This is a genomic window from Streptomyces sp. NPDC107528 (genome assembly GCF_055639295.1).
On sequence record NZ_JBVKAV010000015.1, the window covers coordinates 32481 to 46285 of the forward strand.

The following is a 13805-nucleotide window of genomic DNA, read 5'->3' on the forward strand; positions in this document are numbered from 1 at the left end:
GGGCCCGGCGCCCCGCCCGCGTCACCCCGGTCCCGACACCTCCGCCTCGCACCGCAGCCGCCGCCCCGCCCCGAGCTCCCGTACAGGCCCGGTCAGGTGCACTCGCGCCGTACGCCGTACGTCCGCGCTCGACGCGGCCAACCGCAGTTCGAGAACCCCCGGTTCGACGATCCGGCGCCCCGAACGGTCCGTGAAGGACGACAGGTCCGCGTGGAAGCGGAAGGTCACCCGGCTCGCCTCACCCACCCCCAGTTCGACGCGCTGGTAGCCGATCAGCCGCACATCCGGCCGAGTCACCGACGCCACCGGATCGTGCAGATACAGCTGGACCACCTCCGCGCCCGCCCGGTCGCCGGTGTTGCGGACCGTCACCGACACCTCATGGGAACCGTTCGTGCCGATCTCCGCCGCGTCGTCCCCGCCCGTGAAGTCGCCCCATGTGAACGACGTGTACGACCCCCCGTGCCCGAACGCATACAGCGGCGTCGGATCCAGATTGCTCACCTCTCCCGCCAGCCCCAACGGCGGCTGGAGGTAGGTCCACGGCTGCCCGCCCGGCGCCCGCGGCACGCTCACCGGCAACCGCCCCGATGGATTTACCCGCCCCGACAGCACCCCCGCCACCGCCGGCCCGCCCTCCTCCCCGGGGAAGAACGCCTGGACGACCGCCGCCAACCGCCCCTGCCAACGCCCCAGCGCATAAGGGCGGCCCGTCAGCAGGACCAGTACCACCGGGACGCCCGTCGCCACCAGCGCGTCCAGCAGCTCGCCCTGCGCCCCCGGCAGCCGCAGGTCCGTCGCGTCGCAGCCCTCGCCGGACGTGCCCCGGCCGAACAGGCCGGCCCGGTCGCCCAGCACCGCCAGGCAGACGTCCGCCTCCGCCGCCCGCGCCACCGCCTCCTCGAAGCCCGCCGTGTCCGGGTCGGAGACCCCGCACCCTTGCGCGAACGTCACTTTGGCGTCGGGGAGTTCGGCGCGCAGGGCCTCCAGGACGGTCGGGATCTCGATGCCCATCGGCACCTCGGGGTGGTGCGTGAGGACGTGGGACGGGAAGGAATAGCAGCCCAGCATCGCCAGCGCGTCGGCCGCGCGAGGGCCCACGACCGCGATACGGGCGTCGGGGGAGAGGGGAAGGGTGCCGTCCGGGTTGTCCAGGAGTACCACCGACTCCTCGGCCACGCGCCGGGCCAGGGCGCGGTTCCTGGGTGAGTCCAGGTCCAGGCGCGCCGACGTCGGCTCCGGCGTCCAGTCCTCGTCCAGCAGGCCCAACTCGCACTTCTGGAGCAGGACGCGGCGGGTCGCCCGGTCCACCAGTTCCTCCGGGATCCCGCCCGACCGGACGGCCTCCAGAAGGGGTTTCCCGTAGCACTTCACGGTGGGCAGTTCCACGTCGATGCCCGCCGCCAGCGCCGCGTGCGCCGCCTCCGCCGCACTGCCCGCCACCCGGTGCAACGTCTCCAGGAAACCGATGCCGAAGTAGTCGGCGACCACCGTGCCCGTGAAACCCCATTCCTCGCGGAGGAGTTCGGTCAGCAAGGCCGGGTCCGCCGACGCCGGCACCCCGTCCGTCTCGTTGTAGGCCGCCATCACCGACCGCGCGCCGCCCTCGCGCAGCGCCATCTCGAAGGGCGGGAGTGTCACGTCCGCGAACTCGCGGATACCCGCCCGTACGGGTGCGAGGTTGCGGGCACCCGCCGAGGACGCGTACCCGGCGAAGTGCTTGAGCGTCGCGATCACGCCGGCCGACTCCAGGCCCCGGACGTAGGCCGTGCCGATCGTGCCGGTCAGGTACGGGTCCTCGCCGATGGTCTCCTCGACGCGGCCCCAGCGCGGATCGCGTACGACGTCCAGGACGGGTGCCAGCCCCTGGTGGACGCCGGCCGAGCGCAGGTCCTGGCCGATGCGGGCGGCCATCTTCTCGATGAGCGGGGGGTCGAAGGTGGCTCCCCAGGCGAGCGGTACCGGGTAGGCCGTGGCCTGCCAGGCCGTGAAGCCCGCGAGGCACTCCTCGTGGGCCACCGCCGGAATGCCGAAGCGGCCCGCCCCGGCGATACGGCGCTGGGCGCGGGCCAGTGCCTGCGCGGCCGGCGCCGGGTCCACGGGGGCGGTGCCGAAGGAGCGGGTGAGCTGGCCGAGGCCGTGGGTGATCAGCTCGGCCCAGTCGTAGTCGGCGGTCATGTCGTGCTGGTGCGGGGCGACTCCCTCGGTCCGAGCCTCGCCGTCCGTGGCGGCGCCCACCCACACGCCGTACAGCTGGGCGGTCTTCTCCTCCAGGGTCATCCGGGAGAGAAGGTCGTCGACGCGGGCGGCGGCGGGCAGGGCGGGGTCGCGCCAGGGGGCGGTGGTCATGAAACTCCTGTCCGGGCGGTGGTCATGAAACTCCTGGCCGGGCGGCGGCTGGGAGGCCCCTCTCATGAGCCTCGCACGAATGTTTCGTTGTTCACCTCGAATGTTACGGGAACCTAGGCGCGGTGAGAAGGGTTCGTCAAGACGTCGCGCAGGGATACGATCGCCGCCATGACACCCTCGGAGCCCGCCGAAACCCGGACCACAACGCGTGAAACCCGGACGACACCACCGTCGACCGGCCGGTCCACGCAGACCGCGACGCTCGCCGAGATCGCCCGCGAGGCCGGCGTCTCCGCACCGACAGTTTCGAAGGTCCTCAACGGACGCGCCGACGTCGCCCCGGCCACCCGCACCCGCGTCGAGGAACTCCTGCGCGCCCACGGCTACCGCCGACGGCGGGCGGAGGCGAGCCGATCGCCCCTGATCGACCTGGTCTTCCACGAGTTGGAGAGCGCGTGGGCGATGGAGGTCATCCGGGGGGTGGAGAACGTCGCCCGCGATGCGGGACTGAGTGTCGTCCTGAGCGAGAGCGCCGGGCGGCTGACCCCGGGCAGGACGTGGGCCGACCAGGTCGCCGCCCGGCGCCCGCACGGCGTGATCCTCGTGCTGTCCGGGCTCGACGAGTCCCAGCGCGCCCTGCTGACCAGCCGTTCGATCCCGTTCGTGGTGATGGACCCGGCGGGCGACCCGGGCGCGGACGTGCCGTCCATCGGGGCGACCAACTGGCAGGGCGGGCTTGCCGCCACCCGGCATCTGGTCGAGCTCGGGCACCGCAGGATCGGCGCGATCACCGGGCCGTCCCGCATGATGTGCAGCCGTGCCCGCATCGACGGCTACCGCGCCGCACTGGAGACGGCCGGGCTCCCGGTCGAGCCGGACCTGATCCGGCCCGGCGACTTCCACCACGAGACCGGCTACCGGCAGGGCCTGGAGCTGCTGCGCCGCCCGGACCGGCCGACCGCCGTGTTCGCCGGCAACGACCTCCAGGCGCTCGGGCTGTACGAGGCCGCGCGGGAGCTGGGGCTGCGGATTCCGGAGGACCTCAGCGTGGTCGGCTTCGACGATCTGCCGATCGCACGCTGGGTGGGGCCGCCGCTGACGACCGTACGGCAGCCGCTCACGGAGATGGCGGAGGCGGCGGCGAAGCTGGTCCTCGACCTCGCGCGCGAGGAGGGGGCGCCGGCGGCGACCCGGGTGGAGCTGGCGACGAGCCTGGTGGTGCGCAGCAGCACGGGGGAGCCGCCGGCGGCTTAGCCCTCGTCGCGTCGAAGTCAGTCGGTTGGTCGACCGAAACTTTCGGAAGGGTCTGGACGAGGCTCCTGGAAGTCTGAGAATTTCCGAAGAAAAGGCGCTCTGCCGCTCCTGCCCGTAATAATTCGGACGTACGTTCCTGGCTGTGACGGGACTTGGGGCGAACGGGCGTGCAGCGGACGGGGACTTCGGCGGAAGGGCGGGCCGGCGGGCGACGGCGCTGAAGGCGGCGGGACTCGTCTTCGCGGGCGCCCTGGCGCTGGGCGCGGCTGCCGTGGGTTGGGCCTACTGGCACCTGAACCACAACATCAAGAGCGTCGACATCGACAGCGCCCTCGGCGACGACCGCCCCCTGAGCGGCCGGACCACTCCGGTCCCGTCGGCCTCCGCCTCCGCGCTGCCCACCGGCTCCCTGAACATCCTCGTTCTGGGCTCCGACTCGCGCACCGGCGAGGAGAACCGGAAGCTGGGCGGCGGCAGCAGCACCGGCGCCCGCTCGGACACGGCGATGGTGGTGCACATCGACGCCGGCCGCACCGGGGCGACCGTCGTCAGTATCCCGCGCGACACCCTGGTCACCCGCCCGTCCTGCCCGCTGTCGTCGGGCGGTTCGACGGAGGTGGCGTACGGCGCGATGTTCAACAGCGCGTACGCGCTCGGCGGCCCCGTCTGCGCGGTCAAGACCGTCGAGTCGCTCACGAACGTCCGCATGGACCACTACATCGAGATCGACTTCTCGGGCTTCGCGAAGCTGGTCGACGCGCTGGGCGGCGTCACCGTCACGACGGACGAGGACATCGACGACGAGGACAGCCACCTGACCCTCGAGGCGGGCACGCATCACCTGGACGGCACCCGGGCGTTGGCCCTCGCCCGCACCCGGCACGGCATAGGCGACGGCAGCGACCTCGGCCGCATAGGGCTGCAACAGAAGCTGGTGACGGCCCTGCTGGACCAGATCTCCGCCACCGACGTCCTCACCGACCCGGCCCGCCTCTACCGGGTCGCCGACGCGGTGACGGGCAGCCTGACGACCGACACGGGCCTGGACTCGCTGGGCGAGCTGACGGGTCTGGGACAGAGCCTGCAGGGCCTGGCGTCGGACACCGTGCGGACCGAGACGATGCCGGTGGTGCCGGCGCCGTCGGACCCCAACCGGGTGGTGGCTCAGGAGCCGGCGGCGGGGGAGCTGTGGGAGTCGTTGCGGTGACGAGAAAAATCTTCGAAGAAATCCGGGGAGCGTGTCGATCCCGGGGTCTCCCGTTCGACGCAGGGGTGAGAGGCCGGGAACAGCCCGGTCGCCGAAGCACCGAACCGAACCCCCCGAGGAGCCACCATGCCGCGCTACCTGTCGCTCGTCCGGATCGACGAGTCCACCGCCCCCGCCGAGGGCCCGAGCCCCGAGATGATGCAGCGCATGGGGGAGCTGCTGGAGGAGATCACCAAGGCCGGCGTCATGCTCGACACCGCCGGTCTCACCCCGGCGGCGCAGGGCACCCGCGTGCACTGGGACGGCGCGAACGTATCCGTCACCGACGGGCCCTTCACCGAGTCCAAGGAGGTCATCGGCGGCTACGCGATCACACAGTGCAAGGACAAGGCCGAGGCGCTGGAGTGGGCCTCGCGGTTCGTGAAGGTCCACGGCGAGGGCTGGCAGGTCACCTGCGAGGTGCGGGAGATCGCCGAGGGCTGATCGGCCTTCCTTGGATACCCGGCCGTACGGGTGTTGCATGGTGGGCTGTGACCCCGCAGCCCACCGCAGACCCGCACGGCACCATCGAGACCGTCTTCCGCATCGAGTCTCCTCGCGTGATCGCCGCCGTCGCCCGGATGGTCCGCGACGTCGGGATCGCCGAGGAACTCGCGCAGGACGCCCTGGTCGCCGCGCTGGAGCAGTGGCCCCGCGACGGCGTCCCCGACAACCCCGGCGCCTGGCTCATGGCCGCTGCCAGGCACCGCGCGGTGGACCTGATCCGCCGCCGCGAGAACTACGCCCGCAAGCTCGCGGAGATCGGCCGCGACCTGGAGACGACGGCACCGCCCGAGGAGCCGTCCGCCCTCCATGACCCCGACGACATCGACGACGACCTGCTGCGGCTGGTTTTCACCACCTGCCACCCGGTGCTGTCGCCGGAGGCTCGCATCGCCCTCACCCTGCGTCTCCTCGGCGGCCTGACGACGCCGGAGATCGCCCGGGCGTTCCTGGTCCCGGAGGCCACGGTCGCCCAGCGGATCGTGCGGGCCAAGCGCACCCTGGCGACCCGGAACGTCGCCTTCGAGGTGCCGTACGGCCCCGACCGCGCGGCGCGCCTCGGCTCGGTCCTGGACGTCATCTACCTGATCTTCAACGAGGGCTACGCCGCCACGGCCGGCGACGACTGGCTGCGTCCGGCGCTGTGCGAGGACGCGCTGCGGCTGGCCCGCGTGCTGTCGGGGCTGATGCCGAAGGAGCCCGAGGTGCACGGCCTGACCTCGCTCCTGGAGTTCCAGGCGTCCCGCGCGGCGGCCCGCACCGGCCCGTCCGGCGAGCCGATCCTCCTCAAGGAGCAGAACCGCAGCCGCTGGAACCGCATGCTCATCGCCCGCGGCATCGCCGCGCTGGACCGCGCGGGCGCCACCGCCACGGGAGCGCCGGGTCCTTACGCCCTCCAGGCCGCGATCGCCGCCTGCCACGCGCACGCGTACACCTACGAGGAGACCGACTGGCAGACCATCGCCACCCTGTACGCCCTGCTGTCCGCCGCTCCCCGTCCCCCGTGGTCGAGTTGAACCGCGCGGTCGCCGTGTCGATGGCGCAGGGGCCGGAGCCCGCTCTGGAGATCGTCGACGCGATCGCCGCCGAACCGGCGCTGCGGGACTACCACTTGCTGCCGAGCGTGCGCGGCGATCTGCTGCTGAGACTCGGCCGTACGGACGAGGCGCGGGCGGAGTTCGGGCGGGCGGCGCGGCTGACGCGCAACGAGCGGGAGCGGGCGATGCTGCTGAAGCGGGCGGCTGCCGACGGGGCCTGACTACGCGGGCCGCCCGACCAGCATCGTCGGCGCCCCCGCCACCCGGGTCAGGAACACGGTCGCCGCGTTCGGCCCCTGAGGCTTGACCTTCTTGCGCAGTTCCTCCGGCTCGACGGCCGACCCGCGCTTCTTCACGGTCAGGATGCCGACCTCGCGCTCCCGCAGCAGAGCCTTCAACTTCTTGACGTTGAAGGGGAGTTGGTCGGTGATCTCGTACGCCGTGGCGTACGGCGTCGGCCGCAGCTCGTCCGCCGTGACGTACGCGATGGTCGCGTCGATCAGTCCGCCGTCCAGCTGCTGGGCGACCTCGGCGACCAGGTGGGCGCGGATGGCGGCGCCGTCCGGCTCGTACAAGTACCGCCCCACCGGCCGGACTCCGGGGTCGGGGAGGCGTCGGGAGAGCAGCGAGCGCGGCCCGGGCAGCAGGGTGGCCCGCACGGCCCCGGGCTCGGTCCCGAACCACAGCACGGCTTCCTTCACGTCGCCGCCGTCCGAGATCCACTCCGCCTCGGCCTCCGCCGGGATCGCCTCGTGCGGGATTCCGGGCGCGATCTTCAGCGCGGCTCGGGGCGCCTTGCGGGCGGTCTCGGCGGCCCAGGACAGCGGTGGCGAGTACGCCTCGGGGTCAAAGATCCTCCCGCGGCCGCCCCGGCGGGCGGGGTCGACGAACACGGCGTCGTAGCCGGCGACGTCCACCTCGGTGACATCCGCCTCGCGGACCTCGACCAGGCCGGTGAGGCCGAGGGCCTCCGCATTCTCGCGCGCCACGGCCGCCGTCACCGGATCGCGGTCCACCGCGAGCACCCGTATCCCGGCCCGCGCCAACGCGATCGCGTCGCCCCCGATCCCGCAGCACAGGTCGGCGACCGAGCCCACCCCCAGCTCCTTCATCCGGTCGGCCCGGTACGCCGCGACACTCGCCCGCGTCGACTGCTCGACGCCGTTCGGCGTGAAGAACATCCGCCCCGCGTCCGCCGCCCCGAACTTCGCCACCGCCCGCTGCCGCAGCCGGGCCTGTCCGAGCGCCGCCGACACCAGCTCGGCGGGGTGCTCGCGGCGCAGCCGGGTGGCGACGGCGAGTTCGTCGGCGGGGTCGGTGTCGCGTACGGCGTCGAGGAGGGCGCGGCCCTCGGGGGTGAGGAGGGAGAAGAAGGCGGCGAGGTCGTTCACCGGGTCATTGTCCGCCGGCGGGCGCACCGGCCGCTCACTGTGGGCCAGTCGGTGGATGGTCCGTCTCCCGGCGGCGGTGTCGGCCCGGCTTCGGGCCGGGCGCCTGCGAAGATCCCGCACCATGCGACTAGTAGTACAAAATGACAAAAGTAGCCCCAATGGGGCAGCTGTGGGGTGGCGTGGCCGGGCAGCGGGAGGTTCACGGGTCCGCGGCGCAGTCGCCGTGCTCGCCGTCGCCGCCATCGCCGCGGGCTGTGCACCCGCGGGCGCAGGCGCATCCGGGCCCGCACATCCCACCCCGAGCCGGCAGCCCCTCAAGGCGCCGCCCCCGGCCACCACCGCGGGCCCGCCCGCCGGGAACGCCCCCGACTCGCACGCCAAGAAGTTCAAGTCGGCGCAGTCCGCGCTCGCCGCCCGAGCCGCCGCCGCGAAACGCTGGGGCCTGTCGAGAATCCCGCTCACGCCCCCGCCCCCACCCGCCACGAAACCGAGGATCGCCACCCGCGAGGGCTTCGAAGTCGACGGACACGAGGAGCTCGGTCTCCCGCCGGTCTTCACGACCGTCCCCACCAAGCAGCGGGTCGTCTTCCTCACCATCGACGACGGCGCCGAGAAGGACCCCGTCTTCCTGCGGATGATGGACGACCTGCAGGTGCCGTACACCGCCTTCCTCAGCGACTACGTGATCAAGGACGACTACGGCTACTTCAAGCGGATGCAGCGCAGTGGCGTCACCCTGAACAACCACACCCTCCACCACCCCTACCTCCCCGCCCTCTCCTACCGCCGTCAGCAGTACGAGATCTGCGGCATGCAGGAGGTCATCGAGGAGCGCTTCGGCAAGCCCGCGCTGCTCTTCCGCCCGCCCTTCGGGAACTACGACAGGGACAGCCTGCGCGCCGCGAAGTCGTGCGGCATCAAGTACGTCCCGCTGTGGAACGAGGAGGTCTTCGTCGACCACTGGGAGTACCGCGAGTGGGACCAGAAGATCCGATCGGGTGACATCGTCCTCACTCACTTCCGGGGCCGCGAGGACTGGAAGGGCACAATGCCCGACATGATCCGCCGGTTCCTGAACAAGGTGACGGCCGAGGGCTACGCGGTGGCCAGGCTGGAGGACTACCTGTGAGGCGGGCGCCCGGGCCGCGGGCCGTGGCGGTCGCGGTCCTGGCTTCCGTCATGCTCGCCGGCTGTGCGCCGTCGGCCGGTCCGGCCGGCCCCGGCGGCGGTAAGCCGGGCGACAGGGCGGCCCACAGCTCACGGCCGACGGACGGCCCGACGCAGACGGCACAGCCGTACCGGCGCTGGGGCCTGACCGCCCCACTCGCCTCGCCACCGCCCCCGCCCGACCGTCGGCTGCGGCTCGGACCGCCCGGCGGCCACCCCCTGCCCGTCGTGCACCGCGCGCCCACCCGCGACAAGGTCGTCTTCCTCACCTACGACGACGGCGCCGAGAAGGACCCGCGCTTCGTCGACATGGTCCGTGAACTACGGCTGCCCGTCAGCATGTTCCTCACGGACAGTGTGGTCGGCCCGGGCTACGGCCACTTCGCGCGCCTGCGCTCGGTGGGCGCGTCGATCCAGAACCACACCCTCGACCACGCCGCCCTGAGCGGCCTGCCGTATGCCGGCCAGCGTGCCGAGATCTGCGGCCAGCAGAACAAGCTCCGCGCCCGCTTCGGCATCCGCCCCCGCCTCTTCCGCCCGCCCTACGGCACGTACGACACCACCACACTCCGTGCCGCGGCCCACTGCGGGGTGACGGCGGTCGTGCTGTGGCGGGCGGCGATGGAGGGCGACGGCGAACTGACGTACGCGCACGGCCCCCGCCGCCTGCGCGCCGGGGACATCGTGTCGGTCCCCTCGGGCGAGCCGGCGGGGCTGACGCTGAGAGAGCGGACGACGAGGCTGCTCCGGGAGATCCAGGGGCGAGGGCTGACGGTGGGCCGGTTGGAGGACTACATCTGAGGGCCCGGCGTCCGAGGGATCCTTTCGGCGCCGGGCCAGGCACTCAGCCCCAGGCGGCCATGGCAACACCGCTCACCGCCGGCGCCCGTCACCCGAACGCGGCTCAGCCGGGGCAGCGAATTAGCAGTCCGCTTGACCGAGTGCTAATCGCGGTCATAGTCTCGGGTCTGGCACTCCCCACTGGAGAGTGCCAACTACGCGACGGGCAGGTCCGGCACCCGCGACGACGGATCCACCTGGTCGCCACCTCAGACAGTTAACCCCGTGAGATCTCCGAAGGGGGAGGTCGGATCGTGACGACCACCAGCTCCAAGGTTGCCATCAAGCCGCTCGAGGACCGCATTGTGGTCCAGCCGCTCGACGCCGAGCAGACCACCGCCTCTGGCCTGGTCATCCCGGACACCGCCAAGGAGAAGCCCCAGGAGGGCGTCGTCCTGGCCGTGGGCCCGGGCCGCTTCGAGAACGGCGAGCGCCTGCCGCTCGACGTCAAGACCGGCGACATCGTGCTGTACAGCAAGTACGGCGGCACCGAGGTGAAGTACAACGGCGAGGAGTACCTCGTCCTCTCGGCTCGCGACGTGCTCGCGATCATCGAGAAGTAATTCACTTCAAGCACTTTTGCTTGTGAGCTGCGCCCCGGGCCCCCGCGACCTTATGAAGCCGGGCGTCCGGGGCGCAGTTCGTTTCACCCACGTTTTCCGAGAGGGCTGAACCGCTCCCATGGCGAAGATCCTGAAGTTCGACGAGGACGCCCGTCGCGCCCTCGAGCGCGGCGTCAACAAGCTGGCCGACACCGTCAAGGTGACCATCGGCCCCAAGGGCCGCAACGTCGTCATCGACAAGAAGTTCGGCGCGCCCACCATCACCAACGACGGCGTGACCATCGCCCGTGAGGTCGAGGTCGAGGACCCGTACGAGAACCTCGGTGCCCAGCTGGTGAAGGAGGTGGCGACCAAGACCAACGACATCGCGGGTGACGGTACGACCACCGCCACCGTGCTCGCCCAGGCGCTCGTGCGCGAGGGCCTGAAGAACGTCGCCGCGGGTGCTTCCCCGGCGCTGCTGAAGAAGGGCATCGACGCGGCCGTGGCCGCGGTCTCCGAGGAGCTCCTCGCGACCGCCCGCCCGATCGACGAGAAGTCCGACATCGCCGCCGTCGCCGGTCTGTCCGCCCAGGACACGCAGGTCGGCGAGCTCATCGCCGAGGCGATGGACAAGGTCGGCAAGGACGGTGTCATCACCGTCGAGGAGTCCAACACCTTCGGTCTGGAGCTGGACTTCACCGAGGGCATGGCCTTCGACAAGGGTTACCTGTCGCCGTACTTCGTGACGGACCAGGAGCGCATGGAGGCCGTCCTCGAGGACCCGTACATCCTCATCAACCAGGGCAAGATCTCCTCCATCGCGGACCTGCTGCCGCTGCTGGAGAAGGTCATCCAGGCCGGTGCCTCCAAGCCGCTGCTGATCATCGCCGAGGACGTCGACGGCGAGGCCCTGTCGACCCTGGTCGTCAACAAGATCCGCGGCACCTTCAACGCGGTCGCGGTCAAGGCCCCCGGCTTCGGTGACCGCCGCAAGGCGATGCTGCAGGACCTGGCGGTCCTCACCGGTGCCACGGTCATCTCCGAGGAGGTCGGCCTCAAGCTCGACCAGGTCGGCCTGGAGGTGCTCGGTTCCGCTCGCCGGATCACCGTCACGAAGGACGACACCACGGTCGTCGACGGCGCCGGCAAGTCCGAGGACGTCACGGGCCGCGTCGCCCAGATCAAGGCCGAGATCGAGAACACCGACTCCGACTGGGACCGCGAGAAGCTCCAGGAGCGCCTCGCGAAGCTGGCCGGCGGCGTGTGCGTGATCAAGGTCGGCGCCGCCACCGAGGTGGAGCTGAAGGAGAAGAAGCACCGTCTGGAGGACGCCATCTCCGCGACCCGCGCCGCGGTCGAGGAGGGCATCGTCTCCGGTGGTGGCTCCGCTCTGGTCCACGCCGTGAAGGTCCTCGACGGCAACCTCGACAAGACCGGCGACGAGGCCACCGGTGTCGCGGTCGTCCGCAAGGCCGCCGTCGAGCCGCTGCGCTGGATCGCCGAGAACGCCGGCCTCGAGGGCTACGTCATCACCTCCAAGGTCGCCGAGCTCGACAAGGGCCAGGGCTTCAACGCCGCGACCGGCGAGTACGGCGACCTGGTCAAGGCCGGCGTCATCGACCCGGTCAAGGTCACCCGCTCCGCCCTGGAGAACGCCGCCTCCATCGCCTCCCTGCTTCTCACGACCGAGACCCTGGTCGTCGAGAAGAAGGAAGAGGAGGAGCCGGCGGCCGGTGGTCACGGCCACGGGCACTCCCACTGAGCCCAGCAGCTCACGCGCGCTGAGCCCAGCGGCTCATGCGCACGCAGAAGGCCCCGGTCCCGCACTCTCGTGCGGGACCGGGGCCTTCCCCTTCGCGGGCTTCACTCGCCGAGTACCCCCAGTTGCTCCAGCAGACCCGCCCGGTCGTAGAGCCAGCGGGTCTCGCAGATCCTGCCGCCCCGGAACCGCTGCCAGGCCATGCCCTGCATCGTCACGTCCTGGCCGGTCGCCGGAATCCCCAGGAACTCGCCCTTGTGCCGCGCGGCCCACGTCCACCGGGTGCACACCTGGTCGTCCTGGGCCAGCTGGTCGTCGATCCGGAAGGTGAAGTCGAAGGCGGCGTACCAGCCCGCGTACACCTCGCGCATGCCGTCGACGCCCTGCACGGGCTGCGCATGCGACGGATCGTGATCCACGTAGTCGTCCGTGAGGTGCTCGCCGATCTGCTCCGGCGCCATCCTGCCCATGGCCTCGAAGAAGGTCCGCGCGGCCACGACGTTCAGCTGCTCGTCGCGCACCACGTCCAGATCGGTGAAGGTGGGCGCCTGGTCACAGAGCGCCACCATCTCCTGGAAGATCCGGTCGGTCTCGGGCAGATTCGAGTTCCGCATCGCCTCGTCGTACGACGGGAACTCCACAATCTCGATGAAGTGCGACGCGTCGGACCGGTCCTTCCCGATGATGTCGTGCGTCGCCGTCCGCTTCCCCTTGGTCTGCTCGACCCACCTGTCCATCAGCCGGTTCATCTCGTCGAAACGGCTGGTCCTACAGTCGATGAGCTGTACGAAGGTCATGGCGTCGGCCTCCCGGTCATGCTGGGTACGGCTGGACACCACCATTTTCCCACCGCGGCGGCCCAGGCGCCCAGCTCTTCCAACGCGCCTACTGCGGCCCGTACTTCCGCCCCGTCCGCGAGCTGATCCCCCCGAGCACCCCCCGCGGCACCAGCTTCGCCGCGCCCAGCAGAACCTTGTAGCGAGGGTCCGGAATCGACACCGCCTTGCCCTTCGCCAGATCGTGGAGTGCCGCCGCCACCAGCTTGTCCGCGTCGAGCCACATCCAGCCCGGGATGTTGTCCGTCCCCATCCCGGCCCGCTCATGGAACTCGGTCCGCACGAACCCGGGGCACAGCGCCATCAGCCGCACGCCGCTCCCGGCCAGATCCCGTGCCGCTCCCTGCGTGAACTGCACGACCCACGCCTTGGAGGCGCCGTATGTGCCGCGCGGTACGAAGGCCGCCACGGAGGCGACGTTCACGACACCGCCCCGCCCCCGCTCACGCATCGCCTCCGACGCCGCCGACGTCAGGCGCAGTACGGCCTCGCAGTGCACCTTGAGCATCTTCAGCTCGTCGGCCATGGAGACGTCGAGATAGCGGCCCTTGTTGCCGAAGCCGGCGTTGTTGATCAGCAGGTCGACCGGGTTCCTGCGGTCGCCGAGGCGGGCGGCGACCGTCTCGATGCCGGTGTCCTCGGCCAGGTCGGCCGTCAGGACCTCCGCCTCGATGCCGTGCCGGTCGTGCAGTTCGGTCGCCTGCTCCCGCAGCCGCTTGGTGTCCCGGGCCACGAGCACCAGGTTGTGTCCGTCGGCGGCCAGCCGCCGTGCGAAGGCCGCGCCGATGCCCGCGGTCGATCCCGTGATGAGAGCCGTTGTCATGGCGCAAGGTTAATGACCCGGAGTCTGCGCGTCCGCTCCCTGCACAGGGCCTCC

The 13805-nt window shown here is 71.4% G+C and carries 11 protein-coding genes and 1 pseudogene; 8 read left to right on the top strand and 4 right to left on the bottom strand.

Annotated features, from left to right (window positions below):
- Positions 1-21 precede the first annotated feature (21 nt).
- Positions 22-2349: a beta-xylosidase/alpha-l-arabinosidase gene (locus tag ACZ7L5_RS38540; protein WP_471522999.1), complete on the bottom strand. Its 2328-nt coding sequence runs from the start codon at positions 2347-2349 to the stop codon at positions 22-24.
- A 168-nt stretch (positions 2350-2517) separates the two neighbouring features.
- On the opposite strand from ACZ7L5_RS38540, the gene ACZ7L5_RS38545 reads away from it, so the two are divergent.
- The 4 genes and pseudogenes from ACZ7L5_RS38545 to ACZ7L5_RS38560 all read left to right on the top strand — a co-directional run bounded on the left by ACZ7L5_RS38545 (position 2518) and on the right by ACZ7L5_RS38560 (position 6611).
- A complete protein-coding gene (locus ACZ7L5_RS38545) occupies positions 2518-3603 on the top strand; it encodes a LacI family DNA-binding transcriptional regulator (protein ID WP_328879870.1) in 1086 nt (361 codons plus the stop codon).
- Positions 3604-3739: 136 nt separating this feature from the next.
- Positions 3740-4810 carry an LCP family protein gene (locus ACZ7L5_RS38550; protein WP_471523284.1) on the top strand — a complete coding sequence of 357 codons (1071 nt, stop codon included), beginning with the start codon at positions 3740-3742 and terminating at the stop codon, positions 4808-4810.
- 126 nt (positions 4811-4936) lie between these two features.
- On the top strand, positions 4937-5293 hold the full coding sequence (locus ACZ7L5_RS38555) for a YciI family protein (protein ID WP_471523001.1): 357 nt from the start codon (positions 4937-4939) through the stop codon (positions 5291-5293).
- A 47-nt stretch (positions 5294-5340) separates the two neighbouring features.
- A pseudogene (locus ACZ7L5_RS38560) lies at positions 5341-6611 on the top strand (RNA polymerase sigma factor).
- On the opposite strand, the gene ACZ7L5_RS38565 reads toward ACZ7L5_RS38560, so the two are convergent.
- On the bottom strand, positions 6612-7781 hold the full coding sequence (locus ACZ7L5_RS38565; protein WP_471523003.1) for a THUMP-like domain-containing protein: 1170 nt from the start codon (positions 7779-7781) through the stop codon (positions 6612-6614).
- A gap of 121 nt (positions 7782-7902) precedes the next feature.
- On the opposite strand from ACZ7L5_RS38565, the gene ACZ7L5_RS38570 reads away from it, so the two are divergent.
- The 4 genes from ACZ7L5_RS38570 to groL all read left to right on the top strand — a co-directional run bounded on the left by ACZ7L5_RS38570 (position 7903) and on the right by groL (position 12095).
- Positions 7903-8910 (top strand): polysaccharide deacetylase family protein, encoded by a 1008-nt coding sequence (locus tag ACZ7L5_RS38570; RefSeq protein WP_471523005.1) that lies wholly within the window; start codon positions 7903-7905, stop codon positions 8908-8910.
- A gap of 50 nt (positions 8911-8960) precedes the next feature.
- Complete coding sequence (locus tag ACZ7L5_RS38575; protein ID WP_471523286.1) at positions 8961-9749, top strand: polysaccharide deacetylase family protein; 789 nt, start codon at positions 8961-8963, stop codon at positions 9747-9749.
- 293 nt (positions 9750-10042) lie between these two features.
- Positions 10043-10351: a co-chaperone GroES gene (gene groES, locus ACZ7L5_RS38580; RefSeq protein ID WP_003998759.1), complete on the top strand. Its 309-nt coding sequence runs from the start codon at positions 10043-10045 to the stop codon at positions 10349-10351.
- 118 nt (positions 10352-10469) lie between these two features.
- On the top strand, positions 10470-12095 hold the full coding sequence (gene groL, locus ACZ7L5_RS38585) for a chaperonin GroEL (protein ID WP_471523007.1): 1626 nt from the start codon (positions 10470-10472) through the stop codon (positions 12093-12095).
- A 101-nt stretch (positions 12096-12196) separates the two neighbouring features.
- Here the strand turns inward: groL and ACZ7L5_RS38590 are convergent, their stop codons facing one another.
- Positions 12197-12889 carry an ester cyclase gene (locus ACZ7L5_RS38590; RefSeq protein ID WP_471523009.1) on the bottom strand — a complete coding sequence of 231 codons (693 nt, stop codon included), beginning with the start codon at positions 12887-12889 and terminating at the stop codon, positions 12197-12199.
- Between the two features lie 88 nt (positions 12890-12977).
- Complete coding sequence (locus tag ACZ7L5_RS38595; protein ID WP_362384907.1) at positions 12978-13751, bottom strand: SDR family NAD(P)-dependent oxidoreductase; 774 nt, start codon at positions 13749-13751, stop codon at positions 12978-12980.
- Between the last annotated feature and the right edge of the window lie 54 nt (positions 13752-13805).